General features: G+C 66.2%; 19 protein-coding genes. 9 read left to right on the top strand and 10 right to left on the bottom strand.

Annotation, left to right across the window (positions count from 1 at the left end; translation table 11 throughout):
- Positions 1–16: 16 nt before the first annotated feature.
- Positions 17–1324, bottom strand: a complete 1308-nt coding sequence (locus tag AC6CHP_RS02850; protein ID WP_188727755.1) for a CpaE/TadZ family protein — start codon at positions 1322–1324, stop codon at positions 17–19.
- A complete protein-coding gene (locus AC6CHP_RS02845) occupies positions 1321–1965 on the bottom strand; it encodes a hypothetical protein (RefSeq protein ID WP_188727753.1) in 645 nt (214 codons plus the stop codon). The genes AC6CHP_RS02850 and AC6CHP_RS02845 overlap by 4 nt, the downstream gene beginning before the upstream one ends.
- 148 nt (positions 1966–2113) lie before the next feature.
- Here AC6CHP_RS02845 and AC6CHP_RS02840 point away from each other — a divergent pair, with 148 nt between their 5' ends.
- Complete coding sequence (locus tag AC6CHP_RS02840; protein WP_045729765.1) at positions 2114–2329, top strand: helix-turn-helix domain-containing protein; 216 nt, start codon at positions 2114–2116, stop codon at positions 2327–2329.
- Between the two features lie 40 nt (positions 2330–2369).
- On the opposite strand, the gene AC6CHP_RS02835 is transcribed toward AC6CHP_RS02840, so the two are convergent.
- A complete protein-coding gene (locus tag AC6CHP_RS02835) occupies positions 2370–2942 on the bottom strand; it encodes a hypothetical protein (protein ID WP_377193811.1) in 573 nt (190 codons plus the stop codon).
- A 96-nt stretch (positions 2943–3038) separates the two neighbouring features.
- Here AC6CHP_RS02835 and AC6CHP_RS02830 point away from each other — a divergent pair, with 96 nt between their 5' ends.
- Positions 3039–4019 (top strand): LysM peptidoglycan-binding domain-containing protein, encoded by a 981-nt coding sequence (locus AC6CHP_RS02830; RefSeq protein ID WP_498228103.1) that lies wholly within the window; start codon positions 3039–3041, stop codon positions 4017–4019.
- 41 nt (positions 4020–4060) lie between these two features.
- Complete coding sequence (locus AC6CHP_RS02825; protein WP_188727747.1) at positions 4061–4558, top strand: Rv3235 family protein; 498 nt, start codon at positions 4061–4063, stop codon at positions 4556–4558.
- A gap of 92 nt (positions 4559–4650) precedes the next feature.
- Here the strand turns inward: AC6CHP_RS02825 and secA are convergent, their stop codons facing one another.
- The 7 genes from secA to mtrA all read right to left on the bottom strand — a co-directional run bounded on the left by secA (position 4651) and on the right by mtrA (position 14903).
- Positions 4651–7389 (bottom strand): preprotein translocase subunit SecA, encoded by a 2739-nt coding sequence (secA, locus tag AC6CHP_RS02820; RefSeq protein WP_188727745.1) that lies wholly within the window; start codon positions 7387–7389, stop codon positions 4651–4653.
- 84 nt (positions 7390–7473) lie between these two features.
- A complete protein-coding gene (locus AC6CHP_RS02815) occupies positions 7474–8703 on the bottom strand; it encodes a winged helix-turn-helix domain-containing protein (RefSeq protein WP_377193805.1) in 1230 nt (409 codons plus the stop codon).
- Between the two features lie 32 nt (positions 8704–8735).
- Complete coding sequence (gene hpf, locus AC6CHP_RS02810) at positions 8736–9461, bottom strand: ribosome hibernation-promoting factor, HPF/YfiA family (RefSeq protein ID WP_104184996.1); 726 nt, start codon at positions 9459–9461, stop codon at positions 8736–8738.
- A gap of 144 nt (positions 9462–9605) precedes the next feature.
- Complete coding sequence (locus AC6CHP_RS02805; RefSeq protein ID WP_377193803.1) at positions 9606–10529, bottom strand: ComF family protein; 924 nt, start codon at positions 10527–10529, stop codon at positions 9606–9608.
- 99 nt (positions 10530–10628) lie between these two features.
- Positions 10629–12347 (bottom strand): LpqB family beta-propeller domain-containing protein, encoded by a 1719-nt coding sequence (locus AC6CHP_RS02800; RefSeq protein ID WP_377193801.1) that lies wholly within the window; start codon positions 12345–12347, stop codon positions 10629–10631.
- A complete protein-coding gene (gene mtrB / locus AC6CHP_RS02795; RefSeq protein ID WP_364406462.1) occupies positions 12344–14089 on the bottom strand; it encodes an MtrAB system histidine kinase MtrB in 1746 nt (581 codons plus the stop codon). The genes AC6CHP_RS02800 and mtrB overlap by 4 nt, the downstream gene beginning before the upstream one ends.
- Positions 14090–14228: 139 nt before the next feature.
- On the bottom strand, positions 14229–14903 hold the full coding sequence (mtrA, locus tag AC6CHP_RS02790; RefSeq protein ID WP_104184998.1) for an MtrAB system response regulator MtrA: 675 nt from the start codon (positions 14901–14903) through the stop codon (positions 14229–14231).
- 513 nt (positions 14904–15416) lie between these two features.
- Here mtrA and AC6CHP_RS02785 point away from each other — a divergent pair.
- From AC6CHP_RS02785 to AC6CHP_RS02760, 6 genes are all read left to right on the top strand, one after another.
- Positions 15417–16427, top strand: a complete 1011-nt coding sequence (locus tag AC6CHP_RS02785) for a DUF7847 domain-containing protein (protein WP_498228102.1) — start codon at positions 15417–15419, stop codon at positions 16425–16427.
- Positions 16417–17094: a DUF4129 domain-containing protein gene (locus tag AC6CHP_RS02780; protein WP_377193797.1), complete on the top strand. Its 678-nt coding sequence runs from the start codon at positions 16417–16419 to the stop codon at positions 17092–17094. The genes AC6CHP_RS02785 and AC6CHP_RS02780 overlap by 11 nt, the downstream gene beginning before the upstream one ends.
- 95 nt (positions 17095–17189) lie before the next feature.
- The gene (locus AC6CHP_RS02775) at positions 17190–18284 is read left to right on the top strand and encodes a DUF4350 domain-containing protein (protein WP_377193795.1); all 1095 of its coding nucleotides are present in this window, start codon (positions 17190–17192) and stop codon (positions 18282–18284) included.
- The gene (locus AC6CHP_RS02770) at positions 18281–19276 is read left to right on the top strand and encodes an AAA family ATPase (protein WP_377193793.1); all 996 of its coding nucleotides are present in this window, start codon (positions 18281–18283) and stop codon (positions 19274–19276) included. The genes AC6CHP_RS02775 and AC6CHP_RS02770 overlap by 4 nt, the downstream gene beginning before the upstream one ends.
- On the top strand, positions 19276–20568 hold the full coding sequence (locus AC6CHP_RS02765; protein ID WP_377193791.1) for a DUF58 domain-containing protein: 1293 nt from the start codon (positions 19276–19278) through the stop codon (positions 20566–20568). The genes AC6CHP_RS02770 and AC6CHP_RS02765 overlap by 1 nt, the downstream gene beginning before the upstream one ends.
- Before the next feature lie 46 nt (positions 20569–20614).
- Positions 20615–21328 carry a DUF4166 domain-containing protein gene (locus AC6CHP_RS02760; RefSeq protein ID WP_377193789.1) on the top strand — a complete coding sequence of 238 codons (714 nt, stop codon included), beginning with the start codon at positions 20615–20617 and terminating at the stop codon, positions 21326–21328.

Here is a 21328-nt window from a genome sequence, read left to right as displayed (position 1 = left end):
AGCCCTTATGGCGAGCCTAGTCCTTCGCCCGGCGCCTTGCTGTGGAAGAAAAGACAGAGGATTTTCGCTTTTGTTGGGCGGGTGCACAAACGAGTTCGCGGATGGCATGGCGGAGCGGGGAATCGGGGGCGGCTTCAAGCAGCAGTGAGCCTCCCAGGAGGGCAGCGTCTGCCGCGGCAGGGTCATGGGGCAGGAACCCTTTCAGTTCGGATGCCGGGCCGTATCGTTCCCACGCGTCCCTCAACTGGCGTTCCGGCCCCCTGCCGACGGACGAAGCACGCACCCGGTTCATGACGACAATGGGCGAAACGCCGGGAACAGCCTCTTCCAGCTCGGTGAGACCGCGCACCAGCCGTGGGACCCCGACAGGATCGGCGGCGCCGACCGCGTAAACCGTATCGGCCAGTTCAAGGGACCGTAGCGTTGCCGCATTCCGGCGAGGCGCCATCGTGTCGAAGCTGAGCTCCTCATCCGCTTCAAGGCAAAACCCGGCATCCACCACCACCACGTCAGCTAACTCCCGCGCGCGGTCGAGGACGAGCGCGAGGGCTGAGGCGCGAAGCTCCGTCCAGCGGTCTGCACGCGTGATGCCCGTGAGCACTCTGAAAGTACCTGACTTTGTTACCACTGGAGCTGCAATTTTTCCCAGTGCCTCCCGGTCCAACAGGCCCTGGTCTGCGAGGCGGCACGCCTGCGCCAGGCCAGCGGACTCATCGAGGAGCCCGAGCACGGCTGCAATGCTGGCGCCGTAGCTGTCAGCGTCGACAAGGATCACTCCTTTTCCATCCACCGCCAGTTCGCCTGCGATGTTCGCAGCCAGGGTGGTCCGGCCGGGCGCTCCAGCCGGACCCCAGACGGCAATGATCCTCCCCTGCCCAGGTTCCTCCGGGCCTGGAGACGGCTCCACCGGGACCGGCTTCAGAGCATCGCCGGGATCAGCCGGGCTGCTCCTGGGGGCAGCGCGCAGTCCCGATCCCGACAGCTGGGACACGGCCTCGGCAATCCGGTCCGACAGTGCAGCGGACTCCACGCCGGTCAGCGCGGAATCTACCCCTATCGCCCGCAGCCTGGCCGCTTCATCGGCGTTGTCCGTCAAGGCAACAATGGCCACCCCAACAGCTGAAAGCCGGTCCACCAGCGAGGACGTCAGCCCCTCGGACCCCTCCGCTACGACCGCCGCCCGCGCCAGCCCGCTTTGGCATGCAGCAAGAAGCTCGGGAAGTTCCGTACATCTCCGGACCACAGTGACAGGACCGTGCAACCGTTCCAGCCCACCGACCAGATCTTCCCGGCTCTGGCCAACGGTGACCACCGGTATGCTCATTTGGCGCCGCCGCCCGGGTTCCAGACCACCGAGATCTTTGCCCCGTTTGCTTGGGCTCCCAGCAGCGCAGGCATGTGACTGTCCTCCACCAGCACCATGAGGACGGTTTTCCTCGATGATCCCAATGCCGTGGAGCCGGCTGTTACCTCGGCGATCTCAGCACCGGACAGGAGGAGCTTCGGCTCGCTGAAGCCGTTTCGGGCGTCCGCCTGGGCAACCCAGACATCCACCCTGGCTCCGGCTACTGCCTGCGCCGGGAGCGCTTCATCGATGGAAAGCGCCACCGGCTTCCGGTCGAGTTCGTCCACCGCGCCAAGGCTGGCGCGGGGAACCAGCTGGTTCTTTCCAATGCGCTGAACCGCCACGACGCCCTCCGGGAGCCCCGACTCTGCCGTGATGTACTGGCTCTCGGTGTCTCCCAGGCGCACTTTGGCACGCACCACGTTGTCCCGGGTCAGGCGCTCCCCTACTGCGATACCGTCACGTGCCGCGAAAACTTCGGTTGTCCGGTCCGCGCTGCCGGTGAGGAAGACGACACCGGCCACGGAAACCAGGACCAGGAGGATCCCCGCCAGCAGCCGGGGATCCTTCCAGGACGGCCGCTTCAGCCGTGCCGCTGTGGCAGATACTTCAGGCACCATCTCGTCTTCTCCCCCTGTAAGCCGGCCCTGCTCGCCGTTTCACCCTCATTGTTACCGCCGGGACGCCGGAACAAAAGTCATAACTGCAAACAAGGCCAATCTGTGGATAACAACAGCACCTGCGGCCATTCGATGGCAAAATGGAAGCATGCCCAGGTTCCTTACGCTCGCAGATGTTGCCGAGCAGCTCCAGATCAATTCTCCGGCCGCGTACGCGCTGGTCCGCAGCGGTGAACTGAAAGCAATCCAGGTTGGCGGACGGGGTCAGTGGCGAGTGGAAGAGAAGATGCTGGAGCAGTACATCGAGGAGCGCTACGCCGAGGCAAGCCGGATGATCCAGGAGTCGAAGTCGAAGTCCGTCTGACACCCGCGTGGATCATTCACTGGCCCAGTGGACGAGGCCATTAGAGTTCGCCGGACCGCCGGGACCTGATGGCAGCCAGGGATGCCAAGGGGATGACCGATACCTGGTTGACCTGACTGCTGCGTCGCGACTCCCCGGGACTGTAGACGGCCAGGTCCAGGTGGTCCTTCCCCACCCTGTCGATCACTCCCGTGAGCCTGACAGGTCCAGAACCCTGCCCCCTTAATGTCACGGACAGTTCCGCGCGGTCCCTTGCGAGACCGCGCAGTGCGTGGGCAAGTCCAATACCCCTGCGCACCTGTGACGGCTCTGCCACAGCTATCCGGCCCAGCCCTTCGTACCACATCACCGATGCGTACGGAATAAGAACCTGGTGCTGCTCCTCGTCCATTACAAGGGCATCCGCGCCTGCATGGCTCAGTGCGCCCCGGACCACTTCCCCACAGTCGAGATGCGCGGCGAGCCGGCAGCCAAGCACTCCCCGCAACCGATCCGCAAGCTCCATAGCCACCATCTCAGCCCTGGTGCGTTCATTGATTTCGGCGTCAAGCGCCAACCGCTCTGACTCGGCAAATTGGCTTTCCATGTCGTTGAAAAGGGAATCCCAGCGCATTGCGTCAGCGTAGGACCCAGCGGGAGACCGGTCAACCCAAAGAAACTTCTCTCCAGCGTATGGACAAATCTTAACCATCGACTCCAAAATGAGTTTATGCGAACCAAACTGCATCAAACTGCATCAAATGAAGTAAATAGCGCCAAGGCTGGGGCTGCCGGACAGCCCGGTGACCTCCTGACAGCGCTGGGGGTGCTGCTCCTGGGCCTTCTTCTTTGCTTCATCGGGTCAGGCCTCCTTGGCCAACTGGGGGACGCTTCCGCCCGGAAACAGGAAACGGGTGTCGAGGAACTCCTCGGGTTGGGCGCAGCTGCTGCCGGCGCAGGCATTGTGGCGTGGTGGATCCTGTCACTCGCATGTGCTGCCGTCACGGCCATTCTGGAGCGGAAGGGCCGTCCAAATGCAGCGGCAGCCACCCGAAGACTTTCACCCGCGTTCATGCAGAGACTGGTACTGGGCGCACTGTCCGTCCATCTTCTGGCGGGACCGGCAGCCCATGCCGCAGTTACCGGGCCGGGGCCTGAATGGGCTCCGACGCAAAGACAATCCTCCTCGGCTCCTGCCGTCCCTGCCACCGAAGGAGCCACAAGAGGGGAATCGGGTACACCCGGCGCAGCCCCTACTCAGGGCCATACCCCGCGGGCCAGCGGTGAGCCGCTGACCGCCGCACCGGAACTGGCCACCGTACCGGAAAGCGCTACTGAACGGGAGCCGTCCACGGCACCGGAACACGCCTCTGTACCGGAACTGGCCGGAGCGCCGGAAGCAACTCCCCCGTCAACCTTCCACCCCGGCTGGCAGCCTGCCACGCCTGTCCCAGACCCGGGAATGCTCGCGGCTCCGTACCACCGTGCCGTTGAAGGGAAACACGGTCAGCAGGACGAGGGTGTCACCGTCCACGCCGGAGACACCCTGTGGGACATAGCGGCCCGTCATTTGGGACCCGGCGTATCCGACCTGGACATCGCACTTCACTGGCCCCGCTGGTACGAGGCCAACCGAAAAGTCATCGGACAGGATCCCGATGTGCTGCTCCCAGGGCAGATTCTTCAGCCACCGCTGGCTGGACAGAAATAGCCCAGCCCGGACCAGTCGCCAACAAAGTAAGGGGAAGACCAATGACTGCAGCAACACCGCTACACGCCGTTCGGGACAGGACTGCTCCCGGAGCAGCCGAGCCCGACCAGCAACCTCACGCGCAGTCTACAACTGCGCCCGTGGTGCCTTTCCGCGACGGAGGTCCGGCACCTCTGCGCCCGGTGGACCCCATGGCGGACGTCCGCGCGATCACCCGCGGCACAGTCCAGGCGGCAATGGAAGTCCTCGCCGGCATCAGGCCGATCCATCAGCTCGCACGACGACTAGACCCCCGCTGCCTTGCCGCACTGCAGCACCGAGCCGCGTTGATCAGGAGGGAAATCACCCGGACCGGCAATCCGGCGCTCGCCCGGCTCCACCGCAACTCCACGGTCCGCTCCGTCCGCGTCTGCGAAGTCCGCGATGGTGTCTACGAAGCCAGTGCGGTGGTGGTGGACGACGTGCGCGCACGCGCAGTAGCCGTCCGGCTGGAGCGGAGCAAACAGGTGTGGCGGGTGACTGAACTTGTCATCGGCTGAAAGGCAACAGAACGCGGCAGGGCCGGGAACACTGTTCCCGGCCCTGCCCTCACTATCTTGACCCAAGCCGCGACTGGCGGCTCACACCACCGTCAGCGGCGCTTCTTCTTCGCCGGACGTTTGGCCGCGTCCTGTGCTGCCGCCTTGGCCGGATTTCCTGACCTGCCCGAGGAGCGCGTCTCCACCCGGGTCTGCGTTCCACCGCTTTCGCTGGGGGCGGTGTACTGCAGCTGGGCCGGCTTCTCGGGCGCTTCAAGCCCTGCAGCGTGAACCTGCGGCTGCACATGCTCGGTGTGTTCGCCGGCGTCGTCCGCGACCACCACGTCCTGGGCGGGCGTGACCTCAACCTCAAGGTTGAACAGGAATCCGACGCTCTCTTCCCGGATGGCTTCCATCATGCCCTGGAAGAGAATGAAGCCCTCACGCTGGTATTCCACCAGCGGATCACGCTGGGCCATGGCGCGCAGCCCGATTCCTTCCTTGAGGTAGTCCATCTCATACAGGTGTTCCTGCCACTTCCGGCCAATGACGGAGAGGACCACGCGGCGTTCAAGTTCACGCATGCTTTCCGAACCCAGGGCTTCCTCCCGCGCCTGGTACACCAGCCGCGCGTCGGAGAGCAGTTCCTCCTTCAGGAACTCCACCGTAAGCCTGGACTTGCCGCCGGCCTCCTCGATGATCTCTTCCGGCGTGACGCTCACGGGATAGAGGGTCTTGAGATTGGTCCAGAGCTGGTTGAAGTCCCAGTCGTCGCCGTTGCCTTCTGCCGTTGCCGCATCGATGAGCGCGGTGACGGTGTCTTCGACGAAGAACTGGACTTTCTCGTGCAGGTCGTCGCCTTCGAGGATCCGCCGCCGGTCACTGTAGATTGCCTCACGCTGGCGGTTGAGGACGTCGTCGTACTTCAGGACGTTCTTGCGCTGTTCGGCGTTGCGGCCCTCCACCTGGCCCTGCGCTGACGCGATCGCCCGGGACACGAGCTTTGATTCCAGGGCGACGTCGTCGGGCACGGAACTGTTCATGAGCCGTTCCGCGGCGCCCGAATTGAAGAGCCTCATGAGGTCATCGGTCAACGACAGGTAGAAGCGCGACTCGCCAGGGTCACCCTGGCGGCCGGAACGTCCGCGAAGCTGGTTGTCGATGCGGCGTGATTCGTGGCGCTCGGTTCCAAGGACGTAGAGTCCGCCGAGGTTCAGGACTTCCTCGTGCTCGTCCTTGACTGACTGCTTAGCGGCTTCGAGTGCTGCCGGCCAGGCGGACTCGTACTCCTCGGAGTTCTCCTCGGGATCCAGCCCGCGCTTGGCCAGCTCGGCCACGGCGGTGAATTCAGCGTTGCCGCCGAGCATAATGTCCGTACCGCGGCCGGCCATGTTGGTTGCCACCGTGACGGCGCCCTTGCGTCCGGCCTGGGCGACGATGGCAGCTTCGCGTGCGTGGTTTTTCGCGTTGAGGACCTCGTGCCGGATGCCTTCCTTGGCAAGGAGGCGGGACAGGTATTCACTCTTCTCGACGCTGGTGGTGCCCACCAGGACCGGCTGGCCCTTTTCATGGCGTTCGGCGATGTCCCGCACCACGGCGTCGAACTTCACCGTTTCGTTCTTGAAGACCAGGTCCGGCTGGTCGATGCGCTGCATGTCGCGGTTGGTGGGAATGGCCACCACGCCCAGCTTGTAGGTGCTCATGAATTCCGCTGCCTCGGTTTCGGCAGTACCGGTCATGCCTGAAAGCTTCTGGTACATACGGAAGTAGTTCTGCAGCGTCACTGTGGCCAGGGTCTGGTTCTCGGCCTTGATCTCGACGCCTTCCTTGGCCTCGATCGCCTGGTGCATGCCCTCGTTGTAGCGCCGGCCGGCGAGGATGCGGCCGGTGTGCTCGTCGACGATCAGGACTTCCCCGTCCAGGATGACGTAGTCCTTGTCCCGCTTGAAAAGTTCCTTGGCCTTGATGGCGTTGTTGAGGAACCCGATGAGCGGCGTGTTGGCGGACTCGTACAGGTTTTGGATACCGAGGTAGTCCTCCACCTTCTCGATCCCGCTCTCCAGGACGCCGACGGTGCGCTTCTTTTCGTCGACCTCGTAGTCCTTGTCAGGCTGGAGCCGGAGGACCACCTTGGCGAATTCGCTGTACCAGCGGTTGGTGTCCCCCTGCGCCGGCCCGGAGATGATGAGCGGTGTGCGGGCCTCGTCAATGAGGATGGAGTCCACTTCGTCAACAATGGCGAAGTGGTGTCCGCGCTGGACCAGCTCGTTCTTGTCCCAGGCCATGTTGTCGCGGAGGTAGTCGAACCCGAACTCGTTGTTGGTGCCGTAGGTAATGTCAGCGGCGTACTGCTGGCGACGGACCGCGGGATCCTGGTTCGAGAGGATGCACCCGCTGCTCAGGCCCAGGAAACGGTAGACACGTCCCATCAGGTCCGACTGGTACTCAGCGAGGTAGTCGTTCACGGTGATCACGTGGACGCCCTTGCCGGTGAGCGCGTTCAGGTAGGCGGGAGCGGTCGCCACCAGGGTCTTGCCTTCACCGGTCTTCATTTCCGCGATGTTGCCCAGGTGCAGGGCGGCGCCGCCCATCATCTGGACATCGAAGTGGCGCATCCCCAGGGTCCGCGAGGAGGCTTCCCTGACGGCGGCAAACGCTTCCGGAAGCAGGTCGTCGAGCTTCTCACCGTCCTGGTGCCGTTCCCTCAACCGGTCGGTTTCCTCCCGGAGTTCGGCGTCCGTAAACGTCTTGAACGAATCTTCCAGGGCATTGATGGAGTCGGCATAGTTCCGCAGTTGCCGGAGGGTTTTTTTATCACCGGTGCGGAGAAGTTTTTCGATAAGTGATGCCACGTGAAGATGCTCCCAGTCTTTGCCGCCGAATTCTGGCGTTTTTAGTCTACGGGAGAGACACCGCCGAGGTGCCCGCTTGTTCCCTCAGAGCGGATAGTCCACTTCGGTGCGTACGGCACGGGCGAGGCCGCCGGCCAGGTCGCCAACGGGGAAAACTTCAACGTCGGGCAGGCCCAGCCAGTCGGCCATGAGGCGTAGCTCTGCAGCAAGTTCGACGGCGGTGTCCGGCGGCGCGCCAGGTTCGGCAAAGGAAGACCTCACCAGCAGTTTCGCTGCCTTTCGGTCAGCCTTGAGGTCCACCCGCGCCACGACCCTGTCCCGGAGGAGGAAGGGAAGGACGTAGTAGCCGTACCGCCTTTTGTGCTCAGGAGTGTAGATTTCGATCCGGTAGTGAAAGTCGAACAGTTCCTGAAGCCGCCGGCGTTCGAAGACCAGTGAATCGAAGGGGCTCAGCAGCGCACGGCCCGTGGCCCGCCGGGGCAAAGTTGCGTCCGCATGGCGGAAGACGGCACGGTCCCAGCCCGGCACAGTCACCGGTTCCAGCCTTCCCCGCTGCACAAGGTGCGCGACGGCGTCCGCTGCCGCTTTGACGGGCGTGCGGAAGTAGTCTGCGAAGCACCGTACGGTTCCGATGCCGTGGGCCTGCGCGGCGGCATCGATCAGGCGGTGCATCGCCTCGGCCGGAGAGACGGCGCCTGTCTCACCGACGGAAAGCTGCGGCAGCACTTTGGCAGCCAGCGTGTACCTGCGCTCGAACTGTTCCGTCCGAGATGCAGCGCAGACCGTGCCGTCCTCAAACAGGTGTTCCAGGACCCTCTTCACGGCATTCCAGTTCCACCCCCAGTTCGCCGTCTGCGTTTCCTCGACGTGGCCTATCCGGGCGGTCAACTCAGCAGCGGTCAGGGGGCGGGACCGTGCGAGGGTGTCGAGGATACGCCCGGTGATGTCAGCACGAAGCCCGGGGTCCATCCGGGACGCACCCACCCAGGTCCGTTTCTGCCACAACAGGAGGTCCGCATAGTGTTCCGGCCGGATGTAGCTTGCCTCGTGCGCCCAGTACTCCACCATGCGCCGCGGATGGACGGCGGACATCCGCTGGAGGATCGTGCGGTCGTAGTTGCCGAGCCGGGAAAAGAACGGAAGGAAGTGGCTCCGGGAAACGACATTGACGGAATCGATCTGGACGAGCTGGATCCGGGCAAAGGTGCGGCCCACCGTCCGTGATGTCACGGGGCCGGCGGGCCGTCCTTTGTCGAGTCCCTGCGCTGCCAAAGCGATCCGCCGTGCCTGGTCCAGGCTCAGCGTCGCCGGCACATCAGTCCTCTCTGTTGATGGTTTTCACCAGCCTAGGCGTTGGCCGGGGTGTCGTCCGAGCGGTACGCCAGGACTTTTTCCTCCACCACGGTGTCTCCGGGTTCGCACTCGTGGTCCAGGGTGATCACCCCGTAGGTCCAACCGCGGCGGCGGTACACGACGGATGGCGTGTTGGTGGCCTTATCCACGAAAAGGTAGAAATCATGGCCCACAAGTTCCATGTTGTCCACGGCGTCGTCGAGGGAGAGCGAAGCGGCGGGGAAGACCTTGCGACGGATCAGGACCGGGGAATTTCCGGCCGGGATGTCGTTGTCGACATCGTAGGGAGACTTGTCTTCAGGGGCGGCCACGGCCTCGTTCCGGTGGCTTGCCTCGACGTAGAGGGGCTCGTTCGGGCTGGCGGGTTCGAGGGAGGCGGTAGCTTCGCGGACAGCCTTGGGTGTGTGCCGTCCATGGTGGACCTTCTTGCGGTCCTTGGCGCGCCGGAGCCGTTCCAGCAGTTTGTTGTAGGCGAGGTCGAATGCTGCGAACTTGTCAGCGGCGCTGGCCTCAGCGCGGATCACGGGCCCCCTGCCCAGGACTGTCACCTCAACGGTCAGCTGATCGCCGGTCTGCCGGGCATTGGTCTCCTTGGAGACTTTCGCATCGACCCGCTGGACCTTGTCCCCAAGCGATTCGATTTTCGAGATCTTTTCCCCGGCGTATTCGCGGAACCGGTCTGAAACTGTCAGATTTCGTCCGCTGATCATAAACTCCATGGTGCCCTCCAAATGACTTCGGTGACACGACGGCGGCGCTTCCCTGGGCCGATCTGCCTGACAGTCGAGCCCCTCTCCGAGCCGCCATCGAAAGGTACATTCTGTTCTTGGTACCCACCACCGACGTTAGTTCATAGGCACCCGTTATTCATCCTTTCCCGGTTTATTTTTTTCTAAGTCATGGCAGGACCCGCGGGCCTGCGCGGGTGCGGCGGTGCCGCCATCGGCATCCGGCGGGCGTGTCGCCGCGAGCACGACGGCGCCCGCCACCTGTGCCCCCGCCGCATGGAGTGCCCGGGCTGCTTCAGCCAGCGTGGCTCCGGTGGTCAGCACGTCGTCGACGATGATGCAGGGGTGTCCGGCGACGATGCTCCGGACCCGCCGGCGGACCCGCATGGACCCGCGTACGCGCTGTGCCCGGGCACCCCGGCCGAGGCCTTTTTGCCCGCCGGGCAGCTGCAGCCCTGCCCCGCGTGCTTTCGTGAGGACGTCTGCAACATCCAGGCCGGGCAGCCGTCCTGCCGCGCCGCGCAGGAGCAAATGGACGGGGCTGAAGCCACGGTTCAGATACGCCCTGGTGCTGGTGGGGACAGGGACCAGGAGGAACTCTCCTGAACCTTCCGTAGCCGCACGGACCGCTCCGCCCAGAGCTCGTCCGAGGCTTCTCTTGAGCTGGTGCTGCCCATGCCTTTTGAAGGAGAGCAGCGCCTGGGCCAGCTCTTCGCGGTACACGCCGGCTGCGACCACTGGAAGCAGCACCGTCCCCGCCACGTCCATCAGCGCGGGGGCTCCGCTTTCCGCACGGAACGGCGCCGCGGTGAGCCGCCGGATGTGGCGGTCGCACCGGATGCAGAGCGCCCGGTCTTCGGCGCCGCAGCACACGCAGTCCACGGGAACTGCCAGGGACAGCAGGTCCGCCGCCGCCCCCGTGAGCTGATCCAGGATGCGAAAGACTGTGCTGCCGTGGTCTCCGCGGTGCCTGGCGCTGAACGCGGGAGGCGGGGTGAGGTCGGGGTCCAGACGGACAGGTGCTGCTGCCCTGTCACGCGATCCTGTTCTGGTGGCCACTCCCCGACGATCCACCCTGCGGCGGCGCCATCACAGCACCCGGCTGCCATATGTGGACAAAGCCCTGACTGCAGGACCCAGCCTCCGGGAGAGGGTTTCTTAGCCTGGAAACGAGGGGTCGGTGGGGCCTTTGATCTGTGGAGACCACCCGTTGCCGAGGCGTTGGAAGATGCCTTCCGCCGACTGGGCATAAATGTCCTCGGGCCCGTTCCCGGCGCTCAAGGCGACGAGGCCAGGCCAGGGCGCCAGCTGCTGCGGCTGCCCGGAGGCGAGTGACAGCAGCTCCGGCGTGACGTTCGACGCCGCTGAGCCCTTCATGACAGCGATGGTCGTATCGGTGACCCACGCGCCCTGGTCGGGGTCACTGCCGGTTGCCAGGGTGATGGGCGGCGTCAGTTCCCGGGGTGTCCCGTCACCGCCGCGGATAATGCCTGTCACCTGGACCCGGGTTTTACCGTTCTGCTCCGAAATCACCAGCGCACGGACCCCTTCCCTCGAAATCCGGAACTCTTTGACAGTCCGGCCGGCCAGCCAGGCCGGCGTCAGGGTGACCGAGGGTACGGTGGCCCCCTCGGCGATACCGGCCGGGCGGTAAGCCACCACTTCGGTGTCCCCCGAGCCTCCCGGGCCGGCCGACCATACCCATTCATTGAGGCCGAAGGATGGCCGGCTCAGGGTACTCCTGGTGGTGAGTGCCCTCGCCGGCTGGCCGGGACTGATGCTGTACAGCGTGGTCCGGCTGTCATTGAGGAAGGCAGCAGTCTGCGACACGGGAGATTCTGCGGGAAGCCTGGGGTTGAGGGAGGACACGGGCTGCATATCGGGCAGCGGCGAAACCCTGTTGTTTTCGTAGCGCACCAGGTCATTGCCGCTGATGGCGATCTGGCGGGACGGCACGTTCTTGTCCTGCACCGGCGGAAGCACGGACCCGTCGTCTTCCACCCGCACCAGGTCCTGGTTGGCGCGCAGCTCGACGTTGACGACGTCGGGCTGGCTGCGGAACGTCAACGTCAGCTGCATCTGCATCCGCAGCCGGTCCTCCGGAGACGTCTCCATGAGTTCCTTGGCCGTGAGGTCCACCTGCGCGGCACCGGAAACCACCGGGACCGACTCGCGGGCCAGCTTGATGCCGGAGGGAAAGGCGCTTGCGACGGCGCCGCGGAGGTAGGGTGCCGGTCCGGCCAGCAGGGCACTGGTCATCGCCTTGACCGTCTTGTTCTTGATGAACCAGCGCACATCCGGGACCGCGAACGTAAAAGAGGGATCGTAGAAGTAGATGGGGAACGCGCCGTAGATGACCTTGAAGGTTTCCTCCGCGATGGCGGTGCCGTCCGGAATGGCGGAGATCCTCCACTCACCGTCCACCTGGGTGACGGTCACAGGGATGTTTTCAATCGTTCCCTCCGGGGACTGCGTGGCGATCCCGTCAGCATCCACGGTGTAGGCGACGTCCAGCTCATAGTTGTAGACGTTTTCGGTGCCGGTTGCCACCACCCGCGCTTCCCGGTAGACGAGGGCACGCTGGTCCGGTTTCCAGGAGACGGAAGAGGCCTGCGTCAGGTACTGTCGCGCCACCGCGTAGTCGTCTTCGTAGCCGCTGCCTGCCCGGTAGAAGTAATCGATGATGGTCTCAGGTGAGGCGCCCGGCTGTGGCGCGGCCGGCAGGAACACCGGCGCACTGAGGTTCCCTGCGCTGCCCTCGCTGCTTTTGCCCACCGGCCCGGACGTGGGGATTCTGGCACAGCCGGCCAGCAGGACGAGCAGGAGGACCAGCAGGGAAGCGGACAGTTTCGCCTGTCGGCGGGCATGGCCCGTCATGTTCTCTCCTCCTGGGCAGGTCCCGTTCCTGCCGGTGCGCCTGTTCCCAGGACCAGCATGTTGCTGGTCCCCGGCTCTCCGGGCATCACGATGTCCTCCGGCTCGAGCTGGACCGGCGATTTGTCGATTTCTTCCCCCTGGCGCAGGGGCAGCGTCAGCCGGAAGTTGGCCCCGCTGCCTTTCTTGCCCCATGCCTGGAGCCAGCCGTTGTGCAGCTTGGTGTCCTCCATGGCGATGGACAGGCCAAGGCCGCTGCCGCCGGTAGTGCGGGCGCGGGCGGGGTCGGCCCGCCAGAAACGGTCGAAGACGCGCGCTGCCTCTGCCGGCGCCATTCCGATTCCGTGGTCCCGGACGGCAATTCCAACGGCGGTCTGGCTGGCTGCGACCGTGACGGTGACCGGCTTTCCTTCGCCGTGCTCCACCGCGTTGAGGATCAGGTTCCGCAGGATCCGGTCGATGCGCCGTGCGTCCATCTCCACGATGATGGCACCTTCGGGTGCCCTGAGGACAATCTCCGAACCGTATTCCGCAGCCACGGGGGCAGCGCCTTCAATGGCGTGTGCGACCACCTGCAGGATGTCTTCGGCTTCGGCGTCGAGCACTGCCACACCGGCATCAAAGCGGGAGATTTCAAGCAGGTCCGACAGCAGAGACTGGAAGCGCTCAACCTGGTTGTAGAGCAGCTCGGCGGAGCGCTTGTTGATGGGGTCGAAGTCGTGGCGCGCGTCGTACAGGACTTCCGCCGCCATCCGGACTGTGGTCAGCGGCGTGCGCAGTTCGTGGGAGACGTCGGAGACGAACCGCTGCTGCATCTGCGAAAGGGTTGCCAGCTGGGTGATCTGCTCCTGGAGGCTGGCTGCCATGTGGTTGAAGGATGCGCCAAGGCGCGCAACTTCGTCTTCCCCCCGGACAACCATCCGTTCCTGCAGCTGGCCGGCAGCGAGTTTCTCCGACACCATGGCGGCATGGCTGACCGGACTGACCACGTTGCGGGTGACGTACCAGGCGACGGCGCCGATCAGCAGGACCAGCACGGCGCCGCCGGCCCAGAGGACACTCTGGATCTCGTCCAGGGTCTGCTGCGCGGTGTTCAGGTCGTAGATCAGGTACAGCTCGTAGACGGTGCCGTTAAATGTCACCTTGTTGCCCACCGCAATGCCGGGGCGGTCTTCGGTGCCCACCGGAATGACGGTGGAGGCCCAATACTGGTCCTTCCCCGACTCCTGCACGGCCTTGCGCAGTTCGGGCGGGATGACGCTGACCGTCAGCTGGTCCGAGGCCCGGGATTCGACCCAGCGGTTCCTTGGCTTCGTCTGTTCCGGCATGGCCTCAAAGACGTACCTGCGCTGGATGACCGAACCGCGGCCTTCCACTGCGTTGAGGGTGTCGTACACCAGGGTGATGACGCTGGCCTGGTCGGTGACCTGCGCGCCGTCGAACGTGTCCTGCACCTGCTTGACGTGGTAGCTGGTTTCGGACTCGGCCTGCGCCAGCCGCTCCTGGAAAAGGTTGTTGGCGATCTGGTTGGACAGGTAGGCGCCCACAACCGCGAACGAGGTGACGGCCAGGAGGAGTGTGGTGAGGACGGTGCGGAACTGCAGCGACCGGCGCCACCGCCGGTGAAGGGACCGGCCGATGAAGCGCAGCGCCGGCAGGAACCGCCGGAATCCGGTCCTCACAAGCCGTGCAACGCGCAGGCTGACGATCAGGGCGCGCCGCTGCCAGAGATGGGCGCGGAACATCAGGTCCCGGAGACGGGCACTGGCGGCGTCGGTGTGCTCGGGGCCAGGGGGCAGGCCGACCCCGCTGGGATGTCCGGCGGCGGGATTGCCCGCGGGAGCGGGCGCGCCCTCACCGGGCGCACCGTCCTGTGCCGCGGGTTCAGGCCCCTGCTTTGTAGCCGACACCACGCACCGTCAACACGACTTCCGGAGCTTCCGGATCCTGCTCGATCTTGGACCGGAGCCGCTGGACATGGACGTTCACGAGGCGCGTGTCAGCAGCATGACGGTAGCCCCAGACCTGCTCGAGCAGCAGTTCCCGGGTGAACACCTGCCATGGTTTCCGTGCCAGGGCCACCAGGAGGTCGAACTCCAGGGGCGTCAGCGAAATCCGGTCGCTGCCCCGGCTGACCGTGTGTCCGGCGACGTCGATGGTGATGTCCGCGATGCGGAGGGTTTCCGGCGCCTTCTGGTCGCCGGGGCGGAGCCGGGCGCGGACGCGCGCCACCAGTTCAGCGGGTTTGAAGGGCTTGGGCACGTAATCGTCGGCGCCGGACTCAAGTCCGCGGACGACGTCGGACGTGTCCGACTTGGCGGTGAGCATGACGATAGGCACATCCGATTCTCCCCGGATCTGCCGGCAGACCTCGATGCCGTCCACGCCCGGAAGCATGAGGTCCAGCAAAACCAGGTCCGGCCGCGATGACCGGAAAATGTCGAGCGCCTGGGCGCCGTCCGCGCAAAAGACCGGCTCGAAGCCGTCATTGCGGAGGACAATTCCAATCATTTCGGCCAGCGCTTCGTCATCGTCTACCACCAGAATGCGTGCCTTCATAGTTATATATTCCCTTATCAGGATGGCTTTGTCCTGTTCAGCGCCCTCCGGCATGGCGGGGCGCTAGGATGCCCGACGCCGGAACTATAGGCTGGTGCCACGCCGGACGTTTCGATCGCCACGCCGGAATTGCGAAGCCGGCGCCAGGCCGACGGCGGACTGGATGGGGGAAGGAACATCGTGTCACCAAAGGATTACGACGCGGAGGAGCCCGGAGACCCGGGCCGGCCTGCCTGGGGGCAAACTCCGGAGCAGCACCAGCCTTCGGGAGGGCACCACCCGGCGCAGCAGCCGCCAGGCTGGCCGCCGCCGGCGGATCAGCAGAGTCCCTGGGGTGCGCCGGCGTGGCAGCAGCCATGGGGCCAGCCGGGTGCGCCATATCCGGGCTCCCCGGGCCCGCAATCCCCCAGCCTTGGGTATCCCTCCCAGGGCCATCCGTATGGCCAGCCACGATATGTTGCTCCGCCCAAACCGGGCATCGTCCCGTTGCGCCCCCTGATGTTCGGGGAGATCATGGACGGTTCGTTCCAGACCATCAGGCGGAATGCCAAAGCCATGCTGGGCGCTTCGCTGCTGGCGCAGTCCCTCGCCGCCATCCTGACGGCTGTCCTTACAGCAGCCACGGCCACGTCGATGGGCTCCATCGAAGCCTGGGCGGAGAGCGCCAGCCCCGCCGACCTCACGTCACTCGGCCTGGGCTTCGTTGCCGCCATTGTGCTGGTTGCCGTCCTGACCATCTTCATCGCCTCCGTCCTGCAGGGAGCCATGGTGGTGCCGGTGGCGCGGTCCATCCTTAACCGCCCTACCGGTTTCAAGCAGATGTGGGTCCTGGCGAGGCCGCGGGTCGGGGCACTGATGCGGCTGGCGGCGCTACTGATGGTTGCCGGGCTGATTGCCATCCTCGTCCCGGCAGCGGCCGCCGTCGCGTTGATCGCCAGCATGGAACGGATGGGCGTCCTGTTGCTCATTCCCATGTTCCTGGGCTTTGTTGCCTTGTTCGTGTGGATCTACATCAAACTGCTGGTGGCCCCGGCCGCGGTCGTGGTTGAGGAACTGGGTGCGCTGGACGCCCTGCGCCGGTCTTGGGACCTGACCCGGGCCAACTGGTGGCGGATCCTTGGAATCACCGTGGTGGTGGGGATCATGGTGGGCGTCATCAGCCAGGTGGTCATGATCCCGGTGAGCCTTGTAGCCCCGCTGATGGCAGGCTTCCTTTCGCCCCACGGGGGCGCCGGGCAGGACGTGTCCATCGCCGTCGCCGTCGGCATCATCACCGCCGTCCTCGGTGCACTGGCAGGAGCGCTGGGCTATGCCTTCCAGACGTCCGTCATGGCGCTGATCTACATGGACCTCCGGATGCGCAAGGACGGACTGGATATCTCGCTGCTCCGCATGATGGAGTCCGGAGCGGATCCGGACGGCATCCCGGGCCGCGGCCAGGCGGCGGCCCGGCCCGGAGGTTACCCCGGTGGCTGGAACTCCGGCACCGGGCCTGCGCCGGGGGCCTGGCCGGATGGCCGCTGAACCCCCGGTGCTGCCCGGGGCGGAGGAAGCCCGCCGTTGGGCAGCAGAGGAGCTTTCACAACCTGAATACCGCGACGCTGCCCCGGGATGGGTCGAGACGCTGTGGGAGAACTTCCTGGACTGGCTTTCGACCCTGGACGGATCCGCGGATGCAGGCAGCACCGTGCCAAGCCCCGTCATTGGACTCGTGATCGCCGTGATCATCGCTGCCGCGGTGATCATCGCAAAGCCCCGGCTGAACCCCAAAGCGCGGCAGGTCAAGGAGGTGTTCGAACCCGAGGGCGAGCTGGCGGCGGGCGAGTACCGTCTGCGTGCGGAGACCTCCGCAGCGGCTGGAAGATGGGGTGACGCCGTCGTAGACCGTTTCCGGGCTCTGGTCCGTTCTGCCGAGGACCGCACCATCCTGGACACCCAGCCCGGGCGGACAGCCGATGAGGTGGCCCGGGACCTGGCGCTCCCCTTCAGCACCGAAGGGCAGCGCCTGGACAGGGCGGCGGGCATGTTCGATGCGATCCGCTACGGGAACAAGACGGCCGACGCGGGCGACTACCGGGCCATGGCCAGCCTGGATGACGCGCTCGAAGCCCTCAAGCCCGTCCGCCGGCCGGGCAATCGGGACGAGGGCCACCCGGACTATGAGCCACCCCGCCCGGCGGTCCTGCCATGACCGGGGCGGCTCCGGCTTCCGCGGTGCAGGGAGGGACCGATGCGGACCAGGCGTCTGTCCGCAGGACAGGGTGGCTCCGGCGGCACCGTGCCTTTGTGGCTTGGGCCGCCGTGGTGGCTGCCGCGCTGGTCCTGGTTCTCTGGGCGCAACTCAGTCCCAAGGGGGACGCCGTTCCGATGTCGGTCCACAACGCCGGCCCCGATGGCGCCCGCGCGGTGGCGCAGATCCTGGGCCGGCACGGAGTAGCTGTCCACGATGCAGGAAACTACGGGGCAGCCATGGCAGCACTGGAGGCCGGTTCTTCGCCCACGCTGCTGCTGTACGACAGGAACGGCTTCCTGGACGGGCCCCGGCTCCGCAGCCTGGCGGCCTCCGCCCAGCGGGTGGTGGTGGTATCGCCCCGGCTGCAGACCCTGGACGCACTCGACGCCGGCATCCGGCAGGCAGGGGTTGTGCCGGACGCGTCTCCAGTGCTGGAGCCCGGCTGCAGCCTGCCTGACCCGGAGGCCGCAGGTACCGTTTCCGGAGAGTCCGGCTTCCTGTACGACGGCGGGACGACCTGCTACCGGCCGGACGGCTCCAGCGCAGGGCTCCTTGCCGTCAGCAGCGATGGCCAGCTCACCGTGGTGGGCAGCACCGCCGTCTTCAGCAACGGACAGCTGGACAGCCTGGGGCATGCCGCCCTGGCCACCCGGACCCTCGGCCCGTCTCCTGACCTTGTGTGGTACATCCCTACCCTTGAGGACCTGGACACCGGGGGCAGCCCCGCCAGCCTCGACGAACTGGCCCCCGGCTGGGCGCGTTTCCTGGGCCCGTGGCTCGCCCTGGTTGCCCTGGCGGCAATAGCCTGGCGCGGCAGGCGCCTGGGCCCGCTGGTGTTTGAGCCCTTGCCGGTTGTGGTGAAGGCAGCGGAGACTGCAGAGGGCCGGGCGAGGCTCTATCAGGACTCCCGCGCCGTGGACCAGGCGAGGGACAACCTTCGGGCCGGCAGTCTGGTACGGCTTTCCGGGCATCTGCGGACCGGGCCAGGGGCTACCGCCGACCAGGTTATCGACGCAGCTGCCGGACTCCTCGGCAAGCCGGCCCGGGAGCTCCGCGAACTTATCAACGAACGTCCCGGCACCGAGGCGAGGCTTGTGGCCTGGTCCCGGGAGCTGGACACCCTAGAGAAAGAAGTCAAAAGCCGATGAGCGAGCAAGGCAGCAGCCCCCGGGTCCTGGACCACATGGATCATGATTCCGCCCGGCAGGCCCTGCTGGACGTGCGGCACGAGGTGGCCAAGGCCGTCGTGGGGCAAGACGCCACCGTCACGGGAATGCTGATTGCCCTCCTTTCCCAGGGCCACGTGCTTCTGGAGGGGGTCCCGGGCGTCGCCAAGACTCTGCTGGTGCGTGCCCTGTCGGCGGCCCTGAGCCTGGACACGAAGCGCGTGCAGTTCACCCCGGACCTCATGCCCGGAGATGTCACGGGATCCCTGGTCTACGACTCGCACACCTCCGAATTCACGTTCCGTGAAGGGCCGGTGTTCACCAACATCCTGCTGGCAGACGAGATCAACCGGACGCCGCCCAAAACGCAGGCGTCCCTGCTCGAGGCCATGGAGGAACGGCAAGTTTCCGTGGACGGAGTGTCCCGGCCGCTCCCAGCACCGTTCCTGGTTGCTGCCACGCAGAACCCTGTTGAGTATGAAGGAACCTATCCCCTGCCCGAAGCGCAGCTGGACCGGTTCCTGCTCAAACTGACCATGCCGCTGCCCGGGCGCCAGGACGAAATGGAGGTCATCCGGCGCCATGCTGCTGGCTTTGACCCGCGCGACCTCACGGCTGCGGGGGTCCGGGCAGTAGCCGGTGCGGCAGACCTGTCGAAAGCCCGGCAGGCCGTGGCGTCGGTGGCGCTGGACCCTGAAATCATCGGCTACATCGTGGATCTGGTGCGCGCCACCCGCTCGGCCCCGTCGTTCCTGCTCGGAGTCTCTCCCCGCGGGGCCACGGCCCTGCTGAACACGTCCCGGTCCTGGGCCTGGCTGTCCGGCCGGGGCTTCGTGACCCCGGACGACGTCAAGGCCCTCGCACTCCCCTGCCTGCGGCACCGCGTGGCGCTTCAGCCGGAAGCCCAGATGGACGGGGTCCGGGTGGATGACGTGCTGGGCAGCATCCTGGCCTCCGTTCCCGTTCCCCGCTGATGGCCATCTCCGGGCGTTTCGTGCTGCTGGTGCTGCTGGGGGTGGTGCCGGTCCTCCTGCTGCCCGGCTGGGGAACGGTACTGCTGGTGTCCGGGGTGCTGACGGCCCTTGCCGCCGTCGACCTTCTGGCAGCGGCACCGCTGCGGACGGTCAGCCTGCTGCGCACACAGCCCGGAAACGTCACCCTGCACGCGGCGGTGGATGCCGTGCTCATGGTCCGGAACGACGGCGGGCGCCGGCTCCGCGGCGTCCTGCGCGACGCCTGGCAGCCCTCGGCGGGAGCGCAGAACGCCGTACAGGACATTGAGGTTCCGGCCGGTGAGAGCAGGCGCGTCACGGTACGGCTGCATCCCGTCCGGCGGGGAGACCTCCGGGCACCGCACGCCACCCTCCGCTCGTTTGGCCCCCTGCTGCTGGCAGCGCGCCAGAAGACAATTCACAGCCCCGGCTCGCTGCGGGTGCTGCCGCCTTTCCACTCCCGCAGGCACCTGCCGTCCAAGCTGCGGAAACTGCGCGAGCTCGACGGCAAGGCCGCGGTGCAGATCCGCGGCGCGGGCACCGAGTTCGATTCCCTCCGGGACTATGTCCGGGGCGACGACGTCCGGTCGATTGACTGGCGGGCCACCGCACGCCGGTCCGCGGTGGTGGTACGCACCTGGCGGCCCGAACGCGACCGCCGTGTGGTCATGGTCCTCGATACCTCCAGGACGTCGGCGGCAAGGATCGACGACGAAACGCGCCTGGACACGGGCATGGAAGCGGCCCTTCTGCTGGGTGTCCTCGCGGAGCGGGGCGGGGACCGGGTGGACTTCCTCGCCTTTGACCGCCGGACCCGCTCCAGGGCAGGGTCCGCCGGGCAGGGGAACCTTCTGGGCCAGCTGGTCCAGGCCATGGCACCGCTTGAGGCCGAACTCATTGAGATGGACTGGCCAGCCGTCCCGGCGCAGGTCCGCGCCGTTTCCGCGCACCGGTCACTCGTTGTGCTGATCACGTCGCTGGACGGCGGTGCGCCCGAGGAGGGTCTGATTCCCGTCGCGGCCCAGCTGGCCCGGCAGCACGTGGTGGTGGTTGCGGCGGTCCGGGACCCGCAGCTGGGAACCATGCTGGGAGAACGCGGCGACGCCACGGGTGTCTACCGGGCCGCGGCGGCGGAGCGGGCTCTCCTGCAGCGTGCGGCGATCAGCGCAGAGCTCCGGCAGCACGGTGTGTCAGTGGTGGACGCCGAACCCCACCAGCTGCCGCCGCGGCTCGCTGACATGTACATCAGGCTCAAGGCTGCCGGTACATTGTGAGGTCACAGCACCTTGTTCCAGCCGCTTTCCCAGCAGGAGGTCCCCCATGAACGTTCCCATCTACCAGCAGGCCCTCGGCGCGGACTTTTCGCGCCTGCAGCCCGAGCTGCAGGAGTACTTCTCGCTGGTGCCGGGCTCGGGCCGCTACGGCGTGGGTGAAGGAACGTTCGACGTCGTGGGCTGCCGTCAGGAATGGCTCCGGCCCTTGCTGCGGCTCACCAGCGGCGAGGAAGCCTTCTTCCCCGAGTACGGCGAAGACATTCCGTTCCGCATCGAGAACCACGCCCACCAGGACCCTTTTGGCCGCTCCAGCCTCACGGCCCGCCGTGAGATCCGTTTCCCGGGGCGCACCCGCATTTTCCAGGACACCACAAGCGCCACCCGCCGGAACGGTGCACCCCAGCTGGTGGATTACGTGGGCCGGTACCGGCGGCTGGTCACCGACCTGAACCTGAGTGTCACGGCAGAGGGCCGGCTCCGGGGCGTATCGGAAGCATCACGGCTCCTCCTGGGCCCCCTCCGTATCCCCCTTCCTGCCGCCCTGGATGCCAAAGCCTACGCAGAACAATGGTGGGACCCGGCAGAAGGGCCCGCCGGTAAGCACCGGATCCAGGTGAAGGTCATCCAGCCGCAGATCGGCCTGGTCCTGGTCTACGCCGGGAGCTTCGACTACCGGCTGCGCCCCTACAGCGGCGGCAGCTCGGCCCACAGCTTCCTGCCGCGCTACGCGCAGCCGGACCGCTGGGAGAACCGGATCTGA

This window comes from Pseudarthrobacter sp. GQ63 (assembly GCF_059758765.1).
This window is presented reverse-complemented; position numbering and strand designations above follow the sequence as displayed.

Bases quoted from the DNA above. Each gene is read 5' to 3' on its own strand.
- hpf (WP_104184996.1), bottom strand. From the start codon at position 9,461: ATGGAGTTTATGATCAGCGGACGAAATCTGACAGTTTCAGACCGGTTC.
- mtrB (WP_364406462.1), bottom strand. From the start codon at position 14,089: ATGTTCCGCGCCCATCTCTGGCAGCGGCGCGCCCTGATCGTCAGCCTG.
- AC6CHP_RS02840 (WP_045729765.1), top strand. From the start codon at position 2,114: ATGCCCAGGTTCCTTACGCTCGCAGATGTTGCCGAGCAGCTCCAGATC.
- AC6CHP_RS02785 (WP_498228102.1), top strand. From the start codon at position 15,417: ATGGACGGTTCGTTCCAGACCATCAGGCGGAATGCCAAAGCCATGCTG.
- AC6CHP_RS02825 (WP_188727747.1), top strand. From the start codon at position 4,061: ATGACTGCAGCAACACCGCTACACGCCGTTCGGGACAGGACTGCTCCC.
- AC6CHP_RS02760 (WP_377193789.1), top strand. From the start codon at position 20,615: ATGAACGTTCCCATCTACCAGCAGGCCCTCGGCGCGGACTTTTCGCGC.
- AC6CHP_RS02850 (WP_188727755.1), bottom strand. From the start codon at position 1,324: ATGAGCATACCGGTGGTCACCGTTGGCCAGAGCCGGGAAGATCTGGTC.
- AC6CHP_RS02780 (WP_377193797.1), top strand. From the start codon at position 16,417: ATGGCCGCTGAACCCCCGGTGCTGCCCGGGGCGGAGGAAGCCCGCCGT.
- AC6CHP_RS02830 (WP_498228103.1), top strand. From the start codon at position 3,039: ATGCGAACCAAACTGCATCAAACTGCATCAAATGAAGTAAATAGCGCC.
- AC6CHP_RS02800 (WP_377193801.1), bottom strand. From the start codon at position 12,347: ATGACGGGCCATGCCCGCCGACAGGCGAAACTGTCCGCTTCCCTGCTG.
- AC6CHP_RS02845 (WP_188727753.1), bottom strand. From the start codon at position 1,965: ATGGTGCCTGAAGTATCTGCCACAGCGGCACGGCTGAAGCGGCCGTCC.
- AC6CHP_RS02765 (WP_377193791.1), top strand. From the start codon at position 19,276: ATGGCCATCTCCGGGCGTTTCGTGCTGCTGGTGCTGCTGGGGGTGGTG.
- AC6CHP_RS02770 (WP_377193793.1), top strand. From the start codon at position 18,281: ATGAGCGAGCAAGGCAGCAGCCCCCGGGTCCTGGACCACATGGATCAT.
- AC6CHP_RS02835 (WP_377193811.1), bottom strand. From the start codon at position 2,942: ATGCGCTGGGATTCCCTTTTCAACGACATGGAAAGCCAATTTGCCGAG.
- mtrA (WP_104184998.1), bottom strand. From the start codon at position 14,903: ATGAAGGCACGCATTCTGGTGGTAGACGATGACGAAGCGCTGGCCGAA.